Source organism: Streptomyces sp. NPDC059534, assembly GCF_042743475.1.
Classification (GTDB): Bacteria; Actinomycetota; Actinomycetes; order Streptomycetales; family Streptomycetaceae; genus Streptomyces.
Window position 1 is genome coordinate 175,008 of record NZ_JBHWAQ010000011.1, and the last position, 17,649, is coordinate 192,656.

Here is a 17,649-nt window from a genome sequence, read left to right on the forward strand (position 1 = left end):
GGCCCCGGGGGAAGGGTCCTGCGGGAAGGCCCCGCGGGAAGGGCTCCGGGAAACCCCGGGAAGCTCAGACCGCGACCGCCTCCTCGACCTCTTCCTCGGCCTCCTCCGCGATCCCGGCCGAGGTCCCGGCCGGGGTCGCGTGCGGGGTGTCCGCGGGCTTGCGGCGGGCTTCGGCGAGGCCGGCGGCGATGACGAGGGCGATTCCGGCGAGGAGCCAGAGGGAGAGCGTGAGGACGTGTCCGCCGAGCGCGTGCCCGTCGAAGTAGACGTGGCCGCGGACGCCCTCGACGAAGCCCGCGCCGTTCCAGAAGGCGTGCAGGGCGCCGAAGAAGCCGGGCTGGAGTTCGGGCCGGTAGATGCCGCCGGAGCTCGTGAAGTTGAGCATCACGAAGAGCACCATGACGCCGAGCGTGGTCCAGCGGCGCAGGAAGGTGTGCAGTCCGACGCCGACGAGCAGGATGCCCGCCGTGTAGAGCCAGGAGAGCGCCCACACCCCGGCGAGTCCCTGGTCGACGAGGTGGAAGAGGGGCCCGGCGAAGAGGGTGCCGACGAGGCTGACGACGAGGGAGGTCGCGGCGGCGAGGAGGACGCGGATCCGCAGGGGCAGGACGGCGCCGGCGCCGCCGACGACGGCGACCGAGGCGTACGCGCCGATGCTGAGGGCGACGAGCAGGAAGAAGACCCCCTGTCCGGTGGGGTCACCGGAGGAGACGGGGGCGACGTCGGTCACCTTGAGCGGGGCGTCCTGTGCGGCCGCGACCTTGGTGAACACCTTCTCCACGGCCATGGCGCTGGTGTCGGAGGAGGCGGAGGCGACGAGCAGCTCGGGCCGCTCGCCGGGGAGGTAGGCGCCGAAGCTGTGCTGCTCGCGCAGGGCGGTGACGGCGGTCTCCCGGTCGGGGACGGTGCGGACGTCGAGGGCGCCGGCGCCCTTGTCATGGAGGGTCTGCGCGAGGACCTGGGTGGCGGGACCGGAGCCGACGACGTCGACGCGCAGGTCGTGGGGGGCGGGGGCGTGGAAGGCGCCGAGGTAGGCGAGTCCCATGCCGACGCACATCAGCAGGGGGGTGAGCAGATGTCCGAGGACATGCCGCAACGCGCCGGTGGTGTTCGGTCCCGCGGCCATCAGACCTCCATGGTTGGCTTTTACAACTAAAGAACCGTTGTACTATACAACCGAAGGGGGACGGCGGGCGACCGGCGCCCCGACCCACGGCACGAGGGAGCGCACCATGACCGACGGCGGCGCACAGCCACCACGCGAGGCGTCCGTGGACGTCATCCAGCGCGAACTGACGGCCTTCGCCCGCCGGGCCCGCGCCGCGGCGGCCCGGGTCCACCCCGAGCTCCCGCTCGTCTCGTACACGCTGCTGGCCCACATCGACGAACAGCGCGGCTGCCGGGCCACCGATCTCGCGGCCCACTACCTGCTGGACAAGTCGACGGTCAGCCGCCAGGTCGCCGGGCTGGAGAAGCTCGGCCTGGTCGAGCGGCGCCCGGCCCCCGACGACCACCGCGTCCACGTCCTGCACCCCACCGAGGCGGGCTCCAAGGTCCTCGCCACGGCCCAGACCAGCCGCCTCGCCGCCTACCAGGAACGCCTCAAGGACTGGTCGGCCGAGGACCTCGCGCACTTCGCCGCGTACCTGCTCCGCTACAACGCCGCGGGCACCGGCGGCCTCCCCTTCGGCCCCCCGCGCTGACGGACCCGTCACCCGGGCGAGGGCTCCCGCGTCACGGCAAGACGCCCGCCTAGAGCCCCGCGTCCCGTGCCAGCAGCGCCGCCTGCACCCGGTTCTCGCAGTGCAGCTTGGCCAGGATCCGGCTGACGTACGTCTTCACCGTGGCCTCGCTCATGTGCAGCCGCTTCCCCGCGTCCGCGTTGGACAGCCCCTCGCCGAGCAGCGCCAGCACGCCGCGTTCCTTCTCGCTCAGCGCCGCCACCCGCCCCCGCGCCTCCTCGGCCCGGGCCGCCTCGCGGCCCGAGGCGAGCCGCTCCACCACGTGCCGGGTGGCCGCCGGCGACAGATACGCGTCGCCCGCCGCGGCCGCCCGCACGGCCCGGATCAGCTCGGCCGGCGCGGTGTCCTTGAGCAGGAACCCGGCGCCCCCGTGCTCCAGCGCCCGCAGGACGTTCTCCCGCTCCCCGAAGGTCGTCAGGACGATCACCCGGGCCGCCGGCGCCGCCCGGCGCAGCTCCGGCAGCGCCGAAAGGCCGTCGAGCACCGGCATCTGGATGTCGAGCAGCACCACGTCGGCGGCGTGTGCCCGCGCCGCCTCGACCGCTTCCCGGCCGTTGGCCGCCTCCGCGACGACGACGATCTCCGGGTCCGAGGTGAGGATCATCCGGATCCCGACCCTGATCAGCGGCTCGTCGTCGGCGATCACGACCCTGATGGGCTGCCCTGCCACAGCTACTCCCCCACGGCTCCGGTACGGGCGGACGGGCGCTACCGCGCCTTGACCTCGTACGACTTCTTCTCGATCAGCTTGCCGTCCTTGAAGCAGAACCGGAAAACCGGCTCCGCCGCGGCGGTCTCGCTGATCTCCGAGGACATCAGCACCAGGCAGTCGGCGCCGGCCGGCATGGCGGGCCCTTCCTTGGTCAGGCCCATGGTGGTGATCGTGTCGCCGGAGGGCAGCTGCCCGCGGACCTTCTCCTCGGACGTCCCGACCTCCACCGCGTCGTACTGCGCGGGGTCGATCATCCCCTCCTGGAGGGAACCCATCAGGAAGTAGACGCCGAAGCCCGCCGCCACCACGAGCAGGACGAGCGCGGCGAACGCTATCCCGCAGCCGATCGCGATCGCACCCCCCGTGCTGCTGCCCCTGCCCTTGCCCCCGCGCACCGCCATGGCCAACTCCCGCTCCGTGAACGTCCAGTCGGCCGGTCCGACCGCGACCGGACGACCCTCGCCCACCAGCGGTTGCGTGGTCTGCTGCCGGAAGTCGTCGGCGGCGTCGACCAAAGGCGCGGCCTCCGCGACCGGCGCCGCGCCGTACGGCAGCATCCCGGCCACCCGGAACCCGCCGTCGTCGGCCGGACCCGCATGGCACATGCCGCCCACGAGCCGGGCCCGCTCGGCGAGTCCGGCCAGGCCCTGCCCGCCGCTCACCGCGTCCCGCGCCGGTCCGTCCGCCGGCCGCTCGTTGAGGATCTCCACGACGAAGGTGTCCGGCTCGTACCGCAGCTCGACGCCTATCGACGTGCCCGGCGCGTGCTTGTAGGCGTTGGTCAGGGCCTCCTGGACGATGCGGTACGCGGCGTGGTCGGCGGCCGGTGCCAGCGCCCGCTCCTCCCCCAGCCGCCGCAGTCCGACCGCGGTGCCGGCCGCCCGCGCGGCCTCCACGAGCCCCTCGATGCCCGCGATGCCGCGCGCGGCGCGGCTCGTCTCGTCGCCGGCCCGCGCGGGCGCCGCCGGTGTGCCGTCGGGCGCCTCGACGCCGTCGCGGAGTATCCCGACGACCTCCCGCAGTTCGTGCATGGCGGTCACGGACGCGTTCCGCAGGACGCCGACCACCTCGCGCTGCCGCTCGCCCAGGTCCCGGTCGACCTCCAGGGCTCCGGTGTGCACGGCGATCAGCGCCAGCTGGTGGCCGAGGCTGTCGTGCATGTCCTGGGCGATCCGCTGCCGCTCCCGCAGCCGCGCCTGCCAGGCCACCATGGTCCGCTCGCGCAGCAGCTGGGCGTTGCGCTCCTGGAGGGCGTGCAGCAGGGTCCGCCGCTGGGTCCAGTAGCGGTGGGCGAGTCCGGGGGCCAGCGTGGTGCCCAGGTAGTAGAGGGTGGCGACGAAGGCGAGGGCGAGGAGCCGCTGCCGGTCCCAGGACTCCAGGAGCGTGCCCCCGACGTTCAGGACGAAGGCGGCGATGTACGCGGCCAGCGCGTGGCCCGCGCCCGCGATGTACCGGCCGGAGGACCAGCCGACGACCAGCAGCAGCGGCCCCATGCCGGGGGCGAAGGGGGTGAGTCCGGCGGCCAGGACCAGCGTGGCCGCCGGGAGCCGTCGTCTGACCAGCGACAGCACGGCGGCTCCCGCGGCGACGGCGGGCAGCCGCCACCCCTCGCCGCCCAGGATCTCCTCGGTCCCGGCGGCGAGCAGCGCCATGACCACGGCGAGCGCCACCTCACCGGTGGTCCGGCGTCCCGACCACTGCCCGGGCAGCGCGAACCAGGCCCACGCGGCGGCGATTGCGTCCCGGAGGCCGCGCGCGCTCCAGGCCCCCGACTTCGACATAGCGTCCACGGTCGCACCCTAGGCAGCGTCCGGGCCCACGGCGTCACCCTTTCGTCTCGGCCCCCGGCGACGAAGGTCGCTGCTGTCCGTCGAGCCGGGCCAGGAGATGGCCGACGGCGGCGGCGAGCTGCGGATCGGCGGCGGCGTCCGCCGGGCCGGGCGGGACCACCACGACGACATCGGGCTCCACACCGCGGTTCTCCAGCCTGCCGCCGACGCCGTCGAAGACGTACCGGAACTCGGGCTGGGTGGTGACCGTGCCGTCCACCAGGGGCTGCCGCGGCCAGGTGGCGATGACCCCGCCCCAGGTGCGGTGGCCGATCAGCGGGCCGAGGCCGAGCTCCCGGAACGTATGGCTGAAGATCTCCCCGTCGGAACCGGTGTGCTCGTTGACGAGCAGCGCCATCGGCCCGGCCGGCGACTCCGACGGGTAGGGCCGGACGCCGCTCCACCGGCCGTGCTCGGCGCCCAGCCGGTGGCGCGCGAGGCGCTCCAGGAGCAGCGGGGAGATGTGTCCGCCGATGTTGTAGCGCACGTCGAGGACGAGGCCGGGGCGGTCCATCGCGGTGGCGAAGCCCCGTACGAACTCGGTGTATCCGTTGAGGAACATGTCGGGGACGTGGATGTATCCGAGCCGGCCTCCGGACGCCTCGTGGACGTGCCGGCGGTTGTCCTCCACCCAGTCGCGGTACCGCGCGGGCGTCTCGCTCTCGGCGGCCCGCACGCAGATCCGGCGGGGCTCGGCGTCACCGCGCCGTACCGACAGCTCCACCTCGTGGCCGGCGAGCCCCACGAGGAGTTCGCCCGGCCCCTGGGGGCCCACCGGGCGGCCGTTGACGGCCACGACGGTGTCCCCGGGGCGGATGTCGGTGCCCGGACGGTTGCAGGGCGAGGTCGCGGCCGGGTTCCAGGGGTCGCCCTCCAGGACGGCGCCGACGCGCCACGCCTTGGGGTCGGCGGTGTCCCAGTCGATCCCGAGGAAGCCCTGCGCGTGGTGGGGCGGCTCACGGTAGTCGCCGCCGCGCTCGTACGCGTGGGAGGCGCCCAGTTCGCCCTGCGACTCCCATATGAGGTCGGAGAGTTCGGAGCGGGTCGCCACCAGGTCGACCAGCGGCGCGTACCGCTCGTACACCGCGTCCCAGTCGACCCCGGCCATGCCGGCGTGCCAGAAGTTCTCCTTCTGCAGCCGCCACGCCTCGCGGAACATCTGGTGCCACTCCTCGGCGGGCCGCAGCGGCACCCGGATCCGGTCGAGGTCGATCCAGCCGGAGGCGCGGCCCGGCCGGGCCTCCACGGAGTCGTCGTCGTCCTCGATCTCCAGCGGCGCACCGGCCCGCAGCACCCGCAGCCGGCTGCCGCACCGGTACAGCAGGACGTCGTCGTCGGCGCGGACGTGCAGGTCGTCGACCTGCACCAGGCACTCGGTCCGGGTCATCCGCTCCATGTCGACGAGACAGACCTGACCGCCGGTCGCGTCCTCCGGGCGCAGCGGGTCGGCGGCCGTCAGCGGCACGGACCAGAGCAGGGCCTTGCCGGGCAGGCCGAGGACGGCGATGTAGCGGGACTCGGGCACCGGGAACGGCACCACGCGCCGCTCGATGCCCTCCATGTCGATGACGACCGGGGCGGGTTCGCCGTCGGGGCCCTCCGGGGCGTCGTCGTCCTCCGGCCGGGGGACGAACGGCGCCGGGGTGCCCTCCCGCAGGGTGACCGCGTAGGGCAGCGTCCCGAACGGGAAGCCGACCTCGGCCTCGACCTGGTCGTACTCGGGGGTGAGGGCGCGCTGGCCGATGAAGTACAGGTGGCGGCCGTCGGGGTCGAAGGCCGGCTTCATGTCGCGCAGCACCGGCCGGGTGATCCGCCGGGTCGTCCCGGCGGGAACGTCGGCGACCTTGATGGCCGAGGTGCGGGGCGTGTCCGGGTAGGTGTACGCGAGCCAGCGCCCGTCCGGCGACCACGCCAGGTCCTCGATCCGGTCGTGGGCCGTCTCGTCGAGGAGCCGTACGGACGCCGTCGCGACGTCCACGACGTACAGCTTCTGGCGGTTGGTGGCGAAGGCGACCAGGTCCGCGCGGGGCGAGGCGGCCAGTTCGGTCACCTGGCCCACGTCGCCGACGGCGAGGTCGGTCTCGGTCCCGTCGGCGGTGTCGAGCACCACCAGCCGTTCCCGGGGGCCGCTGTCGCCCGCGACGGCGGCCAGGCGGCGGCCGTCACGGAGCCAGTCGAGGTGCTGGTAGCGCACGCCGTCGGGGCGGCCGTGCTGCCGGACCGGCCCCGACCAGGGCGCGAGGGTGAACGCCTTGCCGCGCGAGGCGACGGCGAGCGTGGCGCCGTCGGGGCTGAGCCGCACGGTGTCCAGGCGTTCGGCGGCGCGCAGCAGCCGGCGGCCGCGCTGGGTCCGCGAGCTGGTCAGCTCGATGTCGACGGGACGCGCCTCGGACCCCGGCTCCAGCAGGTGGAGGCGTGCGCCCGCCTGGTACACGAGGCGTACGCCGTCGGTCGCCAGGTGGCGGACGTAGAAGTCCCGGTGGTGGGTGTGGCGGCGGAGGTCCGTGCCGTCCGTCCGGCAGGAGTGGACGTTCCCGGTCGACTCCTGGTCGGAGACGAAGTAGACCCGCTCGCCGACGTGGCAGGGGTGGGCGAGGTTCCCGGGCAGCGAGACCAGCGGGCGGAACCCGCCGGGGCCGACGGCCTCCGCACCGGAAACGCCGGGACCGCCGGGACCGAGCGCGCCGGAACCGGCAACCCCTGATCCGGCAACCCCCGATCCGGGAACGCCCGAGCCGAGAACGCCCGAGCCGGGAGCCCCGCTCCCCCCGGTCTCGATCCACAACTCGCCCGCCGCACCGCCGCGGTAGCGCTTCCAGCGGGCGGGGTCGGTGCCGTTGCGGCAGAGGACGGCCCTGCCGTCGGGGCCCCGGGTGAGCGCGGTGGCCGACCCGTACGGCAGGAGCCGCGGCGGGCCGCCGTCGGGGTGGACGGCGAAGAGGCGGTGGCCGAAGCCGGCCGGCTGGTCGCCGGTGCCGGCGTACAGGATCTCGCCGGTGCGCCGGTCCCAGCCCACGAGGTGGCACTGGGCGGCCTGGTGGGTCAGCCGGCGCGCGGGGCCGCCGTCCAGCGGCATGACGTACACCTCGGTCGGGCCTTCGTCGGCGCCGACGAAGGCCACCTGGGCGCCGTCCGGGGAGATCAGCGGCCGGGCGGCCTCGGCCACGCCCGCGGTGAGGCGCCGGGCGGTTCCGCCCGCCGTGCCGACCGTCCACAGGTCGTCCTCGCAGCAGAAGACGATCGTGTCGCCGGCGATGCTCGGGAAGCGGAGGTATCCCTGGGACACGGACGCCTACACCCCCTCGGCGATCAGCCGGTTGGCGGCCTGGACGCCGGCCTGGAAGCGGCTGGTGGAGTCGAGCGTGCGCAGCAGGGCGGCGATGTGGCGCCGGCAGGTGCGGACGGACATGCCGAGCTTGCGGGCGACGACGTCGTCGGTGAGGCCCTGGGCCATGAGCTTCGCGATGTCCTGCTGGAGGTCGTCCGCCACCTCTGCGTAGCCGGTCTCGCCCGCCAGGAAGGGGGCGGCGCCGTCCCACAGCTGGTCCACCAGGTCGCCCAGGAAGCGGACGACGTTGTCCTCGCGGACCCGCCAGGCGACGGGGTCGCCCTCCTCGGTCTCGCCGAACACGAGGGCCATCTCGCGGTCGAAGACGACGGCGGTCTGGGCGAGCCGGGTGACCGTGCGGACCTCGACGCCGGCGTCGACCAGGCGCAGTGTCCTGGCGCGCGTCGCGAAGTCGGCGCGGCTGCTGTGCGTGCACAGGGTGCGGATGCCGATGCCCCTGCGGGTCAGGCCGCCGCCGGCCTCCAGGAAGTCGTCGAGCGGGTTGTCCCGGGCCTGCCGGGAGCGCAGGACGAGCACCTCGCGCTGGCAGACGTCGGCCATGAGCTTGAGCAGCCCGCGGATCTCGGCCGGTCCGAAGAGCCGGTCGATGGAGCCGACGGGCAGCTGGGCGGGCTGGGGCTCCGGCCCGGCGATGTGGTCGAGCCGGTCGCGGAGCTGGTCGATGAGGTCGCGGCGGGCGAAGATCTCCCGTTCGATCGGGGAGATCAGCAGCGCCGAGGCGCGCCGGGGGTCGACCGGCAGCAGCCGTCCGTCGCCGAACGGGTCGGTCCTGAGCAGGCCCAGCTCGACCAGACAGGCAGCGGCGGCCCCGACGTCGCGGACGTCCATGCCGAGTTCCTCGGCCGCCTGCCGGACCGACTCCAGGCCGCCCTGCTGCACGGTGTGGCAGTAGACGCCGATGACCCGCTCGTCCAGCGCCGATGGCGGTCCGAACCGCGTGTGCACGCTCGCCGTCGTCACCATGGCCTCCCCTCTTCCCGCAAGTCCCGCCCATCCGGATGACGTGCTGCGTGGGCTTGCGGCCATGCTGCCGGGGCGTGCCATCGCCGCCCTGTCGCGCCGCCCATCGCCCCGGCGTGACGACAGGGCCGACAAGGGTCGGGAAACGGGGTGGAAGCGGGGCTTTCCGGTCAGGTGAGGCGATAGATCGTCGATAGAGCCCCGAAAGGGCCGGAGCCTAGTTTTCCTCGATGCGGTGGTAGGCGGGGAGGCGCCGGGTAGCGCCGACCCGCGCACCGCTGACGGAGCAGATCTCTCCCCGAGGTGACATCAATGCCTGCATCAGTACTGATACCGCGCGCGTTCCAGGACATGGTCCGGCCGTTCCTGCCCTACGCCGACGCCGGCGAGCTCGGCGCGTCGGACGAACTGGCCGCGCTGGGCCTGGACTCGATGGGCGTGGTCCAGCTGCTGGCCGCCCTGGAGGAGGGCTACGACCTGGAGTTCGCGGACGAGGCCCTCAACCAGGACACCTTCGCCACCATCGGCTCGCTGTGGCAGACGGTGTCCGAGGCGCTGCCCGCCGGGCAGCACGGCGATGCGTGACACCGCGGGCGGTACGGCGCTGCTGACGGACGCGCCCTCCGACCACGCCCAGGCGCCGGCCGGGCCGCCCGCCGACCACGCCCAGGCTCCGGTGGACGCGCCCGCCGACGGCGTCCGGACGCCGGTGGACCCGCTCGTCACCGGGGTCGCCGGGCTGTGCGGCCGGGGCGCGCCGGACAGTCCCGCCCTGACGTACAAGGACACCACCGTCGACTACGCCGAGCTGCGCCGGCGCGTGGCCGGGACCGCGGCGGGGCTGCGCCGGCTCGGGGTGCGCCGCGGCGACCGGGTCGTCGTCTACATGGAGAAGCGCGTCGAGACCGTCGTCGCGCTGTTCGCCGTCGCGGCGGCCGGCGGCGTGTTCGTCCCGGTGAACCCGGTCTACAAGGCCCCGCAGATCCGGCACATCGTCGACGACTGCGCCGCGAGCGCCGTGATCACCACGGACGAGCGGTACGCGACGGTGCGGGCGGCGGTCGCCGGGTCCCCGTCGGTCACCGAGGTCGTCCTCGTCGGCGAGACCGCCGGCGCACCCGCGGCGCACGACACGGCCGGGGCGCCCGAGGACCCGTGGCGGGTCACCTCCTGGCACGCGCTGCCCGGGGACGACGGTGGAGTGCCGCCGGTCCAGGTGATCGACACCGACCTCGCGGCGATCCTGTACACCTCGGGCAGCACCGGCTCCCCCAAGGGCGTGGTCCTGAGCCACCGCAACCTGATCGCGGGTGCGGAGAGCGTGGCCGGCTACCTGGGCCACGGGCCCGACGACGTGATCCTCGCGGCGCTGCCGCTGAGCTTCGACGCGGGCTTCAGCCAGATCACCACCGCGCTGCACGCCGGGGCGCACGTGGTCCTCGCCAACTACCTGCTCCCGGTGGAGCTGGTGCGGCTGTGCGCCCGGCACCGGGTCACCGGTCTCACCGGGGTGCCGCCGCTGTGGATCCAGCTGACCGGCTGCCGGTGGCCCGCCGAGGCGACCGCGCACCTGCGGTACTTCGCCAACACGGGTGGCCGGATGCCGCGTTCGACGCTGGCCCGGCTGCGCGAGCTGTTCCCCGCCGCCCGCCCGTATCTGATGTACGGGCTGACGGAGGCGTTCCGGGCGACGTATCTGGATCCGGCCGAGGCGGACCGGCGGCCGGACTCGATCGGCAAGGCCATCCCCAACGCGGACGTCGGCGTGGTCCGTCCGGACGGCACCGCGTGCGAGCCCCACGAGCACGGCGAGATCGTGCAGCGGGGGGCGCTGGTGGCGCAGGGGTACTGGAACGATCCGGTGCGCAGCGCCGAGCGCTTCCGCCCGGCTCCCGGGGCCGACGGCACGGTGCGGGCCGAGATCGCGGTGTGGTCGGGTGACCGCGCCTACCGCGACGAGGACGGCTTCCTGTACTTCGTCGGCCGCGACGACGAAATGATCAAGACCTCCGGCTACCGGGTCAGTCCGACCGAGATCGAGGAGGCCGCGTACGCGACCGGGCTCGTCAGCGGCGCGGTGGCCTTCGGACTCCCCGACGAGCGGCTGGGTCAGATCGCCGTCCTCGTCGTGGCCGGTGACACCACCGAAAGTGATCTGCGCAAGGCCATGGAGGACCAGGTGCCGCGCTACATGCTGCCCAAGCGGGTGGTGTTCCTCGACCAGCTGCCCGTGTCGCCCAACGGCAAGTTCGACCGGGTCGAGACCCGCAGGACGGTGACCGCGTGAGCGCCCGTGAGACCGCCGGCGCGCTGTTCGCGCGCCACGAGGACGGCGCCCTGGAGGTCGGCGGCATCCCCGTCGACCGGCTCGCGGCGCGCGTCGGCAGCACGCCGTTCTTCGCGTACGACCGCCGGCTCGTCACCGAGCGGGTCACGGCGGTCAGGAAGGCGCTGCCCGACGACGTGTCGCTGAAGTACGCGGTGAAGGCGAACCCGATGCCGGCGCTGCTGGCGCACATGAGCGAGCTCGTCGACGGGTTCGACGTGGCGTCGGCGCAGGAGATGCGGCACGCCCTCGACACCACGCTGCCGGCGCACCGGGTGAGCTTCGCGGGCCCGGGCAAGTCGGACGCCGAGCTGTCGGCGGCGGTGGCCGCCGGGGTGACCGTCGAGGTGGAGTCCGAGAACGAGCTGGAGCGCATCCGGCGCACCGGCGAGGTCCTCGGCATCCGGCCGCGGGTGGCGCTGCGCGTCAACCCGCCGTTCGCCGTGCGGGGTTCGGGGATGCGCATGGGGGGCGGGCCGCAGCAGTTCGGCGTGGACGCCGAGCGCGTCCCGGCGCTGCTCGCCCGCCTCGGCGACCTGGAGTTCGAGGGCTTCCACGTCTTCGCGGGCTCGCAGAACCTGAACGCGGAGAGCATCTGCGAGGCGCAGCGCCTGACCGTCGACCTGATCCTGGAGCTGGCCGACGCCGCGCCGGGTCCGGTGCGCTATCTCAACCTGGGCGGCGGGTTCGGCATCCCGTACTTCGAGCGGGACCGTCCGGTGGACCTCGGGCGGATCGGCGACAACCTGGAGACGCTGCTGGCCGGGCAGGTGCGGCCGCGGCTGCCCGACGCCCGCGTCCACATCGAGCTGGGCCGCTACCTCGTGGGCGAGGCCGGGGTGTACGTGACCCGGGTCGTGGACCGCAAGGAGTCCCGGGGGACCACGTATCTCGTGGTCGACGGCGGGATGCACCACCAGCTCGCGGCCTCCGGCAACTTCGGCCAGTTCATCCGCCGCAACTACCCGGTCTCGACGGCCCGTCCGGACGCTCCGGCGGCCGGGAAGGCGACCGTGGTCGGCTGCCTGTGCACCCCCCTGGACCTGCTCGGGGACGAGGTGGAGCTGCCGCACGCGGACGTGGGGGACCTGATCGTGGTCTACCAGGCCGGCGCGTACGGGCTGACCGCGAGCCCGACCGCGTTCCTCAGCCATCCCGCACCGGTCGAGGTGCTGGTGTGACCGTCATCCCGCCCGACCCGGGGAGCACCCTGTGCTAGAAGCAACCGAACTCACCAAGCGCTACGGCGACGTGCACGCCCTGGCGGGTTTCAGCCTGACGGTGGAGGCCGGCGAGATCGTCGGGCTCGTCGGCCACAACGGCGCCGGCAAGTCGACGTTCGTCGAGATCGTCTCGGGGCTGATCCGGCCGGACGGCGGCCGGATCACCGTCGGCGGCAAGGACCCGTCGCAGGCCCGGTCCACCATCGGCGTCTCGCCGCAGCACATCGCGCTCTACCGGCCGGTGACGGTCCACGAGCACCTGAAGCTGTACGGCGGGCTCGCGGGCCTGCGCCGGGCGGCGCTGCGCCGGGCGACCGACGAACTCGTCGACGCGCTGCGTCTGACGGAGTTCTGCGACCGCCCGGTGGGGCTGCTCTCCGGCGGCCAGCAGCGGCGCGCGCAGGCCGCGGTGGCGCTGATCCACCGGCCGGGGCTGCTGCTGATGGACGAACCGACCGCGGGTGCCGACCCCGAGACCCGGCAGGCGCTGCTCGACGTGGTCAAGCAGCGGGCCGCGGAGGGTGCGGCGGTCGTCTACACCACGCACTACCTGCCCGAACTGACCGAGCTGGACGCCACGCTGGCGGTCGCCCGGGAGGGCCGGGTCATCGCCCGGGGCACCAGTGCCGAGCTTCTCGACGGACTGCCCGGGGAGGTGCGGGTCACCTTCCAGGACGAGGAGGAGGTCAGCATCTCGACGACCGATCCGAGCACCGCGCTCGTCGGCCTGCTCAGCGGCAACGAGCGGCCGGTGGCGGGTGTGGACGTACGCAAGCCCTCCCTCGACGACCTGTACCGATCCCTGGCGGTGGCCCATGTCTGACGTACTGCTCCGCAGCCGCGTCCTGGTCAAGCACAACGTCATCCTGCGGCTGCGGGACCCCGGCCAGATGATCAGCTATCTGGTGGTGCCGATGGTGCTGATGCTGGTCTTCAAGCCGCTGTACGTGAAGGCCCTCGACGGCAGCACCCTCCAGGCCGTCACCGGTCCGCTGGTGATGTTCTCGGTCTTCGCCCTGTCCATCGTGGGCAACTCGATCCTGCTGGAGCGCGAGTGGCGCACCTGGGACCGGCTGCGGGTGACGCGGGCGACCCAGGCGGAGCTGCTGATCGGCAAGACGGTGCCGGTGTTCGTGGTGCTGGTGGTACAGCAGCTGGTGCTGCTGGTGTACGGCTCCTTCATCATCGGTCTCGAGGTGACCGGCGCCCTGCCGCTGATCGCGCTGGCGATCATGGTGTGGGGTTTCACGCTGCTCGCCATCGGCTCGGCGCTCGCCACCGTCGTCCGCAGCCGCGGCGACCTGCATCTGGCGACCGACCTCGGGTCGATCGTCGTCAGCTCCCTGGGCGGGGCGGTCGTGCCGGTCAGCCTGATGCCGTCCTGGGCCGCGTCGCTGGCCCATGTCTCCCCGGGCTACTGGGGTCTGACGATGATCCAGTCCGCCGTCGTCGGCGATCTCGACGGCACGCTGCGCTCCGCGGGCGTGTGTCTCGCCGTGGGCGCCGCGTTCGGCGCCTTCGCGGTGTACCGGCTGTCCCGCGGCTGGGGCCGCAGCCGCCTGCTCTGAACCGAACCCCCTGACCAAAGAGGTCCAAAGTGACGGAGACCGACTACTCATCCGCGGTCGCGATCATCGGCATGTCGGGGCGGTTCCCCGGCGCGTCCGGTGTGACCGAGCTGTGGCAGCACCTGCTCGACGGAACACCGGGACTGCGCGAGATCACCGACGAGGAACTCCGCGCCGCGGGCGTCGACCCCGAGCGCCCCGGGCCCGGATACGTCCGGGTCGGCGGCCCGGTGGACGGCATCGACCGCTTCGACGCCGCCGTGTTCGGGTTCAGCCCGCGCGAGGCGGAGACGATGGAGCCGCAGCACCGGCTCTTCCTCGAATGCGCCTGGGAGGCCCTGGAGAGCGCCGGGCACTGCCCGACCTCCCACGACGTCCCGGTCGGCGTGTTCGCCGGCTGCGGCTACCCCGACTACATGCGCGACAACCTCGCCGGCCTCGGCGACGAGCCCGGCGGCCATCTGCTGCTGGCGGCGGGCAGCGAGCGGGACTCGCTGACCTCCCTGGTGGCCTACAAGCTGGGGCTGCGCGGCCCCAGCGTCACCGTGCAGACCTTCTGCTCGACCTCGCTGGTCGCGGTGCACATGGCGTGCCAGAGCCTGCTCACCTTCGAGTGCGACACCGCCCTCGCCGGCGGGGTCGCCCTGCCGCTGCCGCAGCCGGCCGGCTACCGCTACGAGCAGGGCGGCATCCTGTCGCCCGACGGCGCGGTCCGCAGCTTCGACGCCGGCGCCAACGGCAGCGTCATGGGCAGCGGCGTCGGCGTGGTCGCCCTCAAGCGCATGACCGACGCCCTCGCCGACGGCGACGTCGTCCACGCCGTGATCCTCGGCTCGGCGGTGAACAACGACGGCCGCGAACGGGTCGGCTACACGGCGCCGGGCGTCGAGGGCCAGGCCGGGGTGATCGAGGCGGCGCTGGCCGTCGCCGACGTGAAGCCCGAGAGCGTCGGCTACGTGGAGTGCCACGCCACCGGCACCAACCTCGGCGACGCGATCGAACTGACGGCGATGAGCAAGGTGTTCCCCGGCGGCCGGGAGACCCCGTGCGTGCTCGGCTCGCTCAAGCCCAGCGTCGGCCACCTGGACCGCGCCTCGGGCGTCACCGGGCTGATCCGCGCCACCCTGGCCGTACGCGAGCGCGTGCTGCCCGGCACGCCCGGCTTCGAGCGGCCCAACACGGCGCTGGCCGCGGCCGGCGACCGCTTCGCCGTCCACGGGGAGGCCCGGCCCTGGCCGGCCGGGACGCACCCGCGCCGCGCCGGTGTCAGCTCCTTCGGCCTCGGCGGCACCAACGCCCACGTGGTCCTGGAGGAGGCGCCCCGCCCGGCCGAACCGGCCCGGCGGCCCGGCCCGCAGGTACTGGCGTTCTCCGCGGCCGACCGGTCCGCGCTGGACGCCCTCACCGAGCGGCTGCGCGACCACCTGGCCGCGCACCCCGAACTCGACCTGGCGGACGTGGCGTACACGCTGCAGCGGTCGCGCGGGCAGTTCGCGCTGCGCCGCGCCGTGGTCTGCGAGGACCGCGCGGACGCGCTGGCCGCGCTGGCCGACCCGTCCCGCCCGGTCGACGGCGAGACGGAGCGGCAGGACGCGGCGGTGCGGCTGGTCGCCGGCCCCGGCGTGCCGGACGCGTGGTGGGCGGAGCTCGCCGCCGCGCTCGGCGCGGCGCCCGGCACCGACCGGGACGGGCTGCTCGCCCTGACCGGCGAGGCGCTCACCCGGCTCGGTGTCCGCGTGGTCCGCGACGCGGCCCCCGACGCCGTCGAGGTCCGCCTCGGCGAGGGGTCCGCCGCGCACTGGCCGACGGCCGTGACGGCCCGGCTCTGGACGGCCGGCGTCCGCGTCGACTGGGCGGCGCTGCACCGCGCCCCCGGCGGCGCCCGCACGGCCCGGCTCGTCGAGCTGCCCACGTATCCCTTCCAGCGTCGCCGCTACTGGGTGGAGGCCGGGCCCGCCGAGCCGGCCCGGAACGAGCGGGCGGCCGGGAAGGCGGAGGACGTCCAGGAGTGGACGTACCTCCCGACCTGGCGTCAGCGGCTGTTCCCCGCCGAGGACCTGGACGCCCGGCTGCGGGCCGCGGGACCCTGGCTGGTGCTGTCCGGGGACGCGCGCGGCGAGGCCCTGGTCGAGCGGCTGCACGCGGCCGGCGCCGAGACCACCGCCGTGCGCCTCGGCGACGGCTTCGACATGGACGAGGCCGGCGACCTGACGGTCGGCCCGGTCCCGGCGGACGACGTGCCCGAGGTGCTGCGTTCGCTGATGGTCGCGCCGCGGACGATCGTGCACGCCTGGAGCCTGGCGGCGCCGGACGGCGCTCCGGCCGCCTCCTCGGCCGGGTCCGCCGCCGACGCCGTGGCGGCGTTCGAGGCGGCGCAGGAGCTCGGCTTCCACAGCGCGCTCGCCCTGGCCGGCGCGCTCGCGGAGGACGCGGCGGGCGCCGAGACCGAGCTGGTCCTGCTGACCTCCGGGGCCGCGGGGGTGACCGTGGCCGAGCTGGGCCGCCCCGAGCACGCCTCGCTCGCCGCGCTGGCGCCCTCGCTGGCGCAGGAGAACCCGGCCCTCGGCTGCCGCTCCGTCGACGTGGACGCGGTGTCCGCGGGCCTGGAGTCCGCCCTGGTCAGGCTGGCGGGCACCGTCCTCACCGCCGCCGTGGCCCCGCACGAGGGACCGGTGGCCGTGCGCGCCGGGGAGACCTGGCTGCGGGGGTACGAGCCGCTGCGCCTGGACCGGCCGCGCGAGCCGCTGTTCCGGGAGGGCGAGACCGTCCTGATCACCGGCGGCCTCGGCGACGTGGGCCTCACCCTGGCCCGTCGTCTCGCCGGGACGTACCGCTGCCGGCTGGTGCTGACCACCCGTGCCACGCTGCCGCCCCGCGAGGAGTGGCCGCGTTACGAGCTCGGCGCGCCGGACGGCGGGGAGCGGGTCGCCCGGCACGTGCGCAACGTCCTCGACCTGGAGCGGCGCGGCGCCGAGGTGCTGGCCGTGTCGGCCGACGTCGGCGACCTCGGGCAGATGCGCTCGGCGGTCGCGGAGGCCGTGGCGCGGTTCGGCGGGATCGACGTGGCGGTCCACGGCGCGGGCGTCCAGGACCCTCGTTTCTTCCGCGAGGCCCACCTGTCGGACCGGGAGACCCGCGCCGCGCACTTCGGTGCCAAGGTCGGCGGCTTCCACGTCCTGCAGGAGGTGCTCCGGGGGCAGTGCCCGGACCGGCGGATCACGCTGTCGTCGATCGCCGCGGTCCTGGGCGGCATCGCCCTCGGCCCGTACGCCGCCGCCAACGCCGCCCTCGACGCCTATGCGAGGGTCGCGCGGCGCGACGGCACCGGCAACTGGACGACCGTCGACTGGGACACCTGGGGCATCGACCCGGAGCGCTTCGACGGCGAGCTGGTGATGACCCCGGAGGAGGGCGTCGACGTCTTCGAGCGGGCCCTCGGGGCCGTCGACCGGATCGCGCACATCGCCGTGTCGACGGGCTCCCTGGAGGCGCGGCTCGACCGGTGGGTCACCGGCGGTACTCCGGAGGCGGAGGCCGTCGACACCCGCGAGCGCCACCCGCGCCCGCTGCTGAACACGCCGTACGCGGAGCCCGCCGACGACCTGGAGGCGACGCTCGCCGAGGTCTGGGCGGCCGTCCTGGGCATCGACCGGGTCGGCGTGGACGACAACTTCTTCGAGCTGGGCGGCCACTCGCTGCTCGCGATCCAGGTCGCCAACCGCGTCCGGGCCGAGGTCCGCACCCCGATGGCGGTCACCGCCATCGTCGAGCACCCCACGGTCCGTGAACTGGCCGAGGTGGTGAGGGCCGGCTGACGGTCCGCGTCCGACACGAACGCCGGTGGGGGGGGGTGGCGGCGGGAGGGGGGCGCGACCCCCCCCCGGCGAGGGCCGGTCGCGAAGCGCACCCCCCCCACCCGCCCCCCCCCCCCCAGCAAGAT

The 17,649-nt window shown here is 74.5% G+C and carries 12 protein-coding genes; 7 read left to right on the forward strand and 5 right to left on the reverse strand.

Going from position 1 to position 17,649, the window contains the following annotated elements; all coding sequences use genetic code 11:
• Positions 1 to 64 precede the first annotated feature (64 nt).
• A complete protein-coding gene (locus ACFVZH_RS16330) occupies positions 65 to 1,126 on the reverse strand; it encodes a hypothetical protein (RefSeq protein WP_384897715.1) in 1,062 nt (353 codons plus the stop codon).
• 106 nt (positions 1,127 to 1,232) lie between these two features.
• Here ACFVZH_RS16330 and ACFVZH_RS16335 point away from each other — a divergent pair, with 106 nt between their 5' ends.
• A complete protein-coding gene (locus tag ACFVZH_RS16335; protein ID WP_384897717.1) occupies positions 1,233 to 1,703 on the forward strand; it encodes a MarR family winged helix-turn-helix transcriptional regulator in 471 nt (156 codons plus the stop codon).
• Positions 1,704 to 1,752: 49 nt separating this feature from the next.
• On the opposite strand, the gene ACFVZH_RS16340 is transcribed toward ACFVZH_RS16335, so the two are convergent.
• Genes ACFVZH_RS16340 through ACFVZH_RS16355 form a run of 4 tightly spaced genes read right to left on the reverse strand, consistent with a single transcriptional unit; the run spans position 1,753 to position 8,595 of the window.
• A complete protein-coding gene (locus ACFVZH_RS16340; protein WP_384897719.1) occupies positions 1,753 to 2,412 on the reverse strand; it encodes a response regulator in 660 nt (219 codons plus the stop codon).
• Positions 2,413 to 2,450: 38 nt separating this feature from the next.
• On the reverse strand, positions 2,451 to 4,235 hold the full coding sequence (locus tag ACFVZH_RS16345; protein WP_384897758.1) for a sensor histidine kinase: 1,785 nt from the start codon (positions 4,233 to 4,235) through the stop codon (positions 2,451 to 2,453).
• 43 nt (positions 4,236 to 4,278) lie between these two features.
• Complete coding sequence (locus tag ACFVZH_RS16350) at positions 4,279 to 7,569, reverse strand: PDZ domain-containing protein (protein ID WP_384897721.1); 3,291 nt, start codon at positions 7,567 to 7,569, stop codon at positions 4,279 to 4,281.
• A gap of 6 nt (positions 7,570 to 7,575) precedes the next feature.
• Positions 7,576 to 8,595, reverse strand: coding sequence for a hypothetical protein (locus tag ACFVZH_RS16355; protein WP_384897723.1), 1,020 nt, complete (start codon positions 8,593 to 8,595; stop codon positions 7,576 to 7,578).
• Positions 8,596 to 8,904: 309 nt separating this feature from the next.
• Between ACFVZH_RS16355 and ACFVZH_RS16360 the strand changes: the two genes are divergently transcribed.
• From ACFVZH_RS16360 to ACFVZH_RS16385, 6 genes are read left to right on the forward strand one after another with little or no spacing between them, the layout of a single operon-like run.
• Complete coding sequence (locus ACFVZH_RS16360; RefSeq protein WP_384897725.1) at positions 8,905 to 9,177, forward strand: phosphopantetheine-binding protein; 273 nt, start codon at positions 8,905 to 8,907, stop codon at positions 9,175 to 9,177.
• Positions 9,170 to 10,879, forward strand: coding sequence for an acyl-CoA ligase (AMP-forming), exosortase A system-associated (locus ACFVZH_RS16365; protein WP_384897727.1), 1,710 nt, complete (start codon positions 9,170 to 9,172; stop codon positions 10,877 to 10,879). The genes ACFVZH_RS16360 and ACFVZH_RS16365 overlap by 8 nt, the downstream gene beginning before the upstream one ends.
• Entirely contained in the window at positions 10,876 to 12,099 is a 1,224-nt protein-coding gene (locus ACFVZH_RS16370; protein ID WP_384897729.1) for a pyridoxal-dependent decarboxylase, exosortase A system-associated, read from the forward strand. The genes ACFVZH_RS16365 and ACFVZH_RS16370 overlap by 4 nt, the downstream gene beginning before the upstream one ends.
• 31 nt (positions 12,100 to 12,130) lie before the next feature.
• Positions 12,131 to 12,964 carry an ABC transporter ATP-binding protein gene (locus tag ACFVZH_RS16375; protein WP_384897731.1) on the forward strand — a complete coding sequence of 278 codons (834 nt, stop codon included), beginning with the start codon at positions 12,131 to 12,133 and terminating at the stop codon, positions 12,962 to 12,964.
• Positions 12,957 to 13,709: an ABC transporter permease gene (locus ACFVZH_RS16380; RefSeq protein WP_384897733.1), complete on the forward strand. Its 753-nt coding sequence runs from the start codon at positions 12,957 to 12,959 to the stop codon at positions 13,707 to 13,709. Before ACFVZH_RS16375 ends, ACFVZH_RS16380 begins: the two co-directional genes overlap by 8 nt.
• 29 nt (positions 13,710 to 13,738) lie before the next feature.
• The gene (locus ACFVZH_RS16385) at positions 13,739 to 17,524 is read left to right on the forward strand and encodes an SDR family NAD(P)-dependent oxidoreductase (protein WP_384897735.1); all 3,786 of its coding nucleotides are present in this window, start codon (positions 13,739 to 13,741) and stop codon (positions 17,522 to 17,524) included.
• Positions 17,525 to 17,649: the final 125 nt, after the last annotated feature.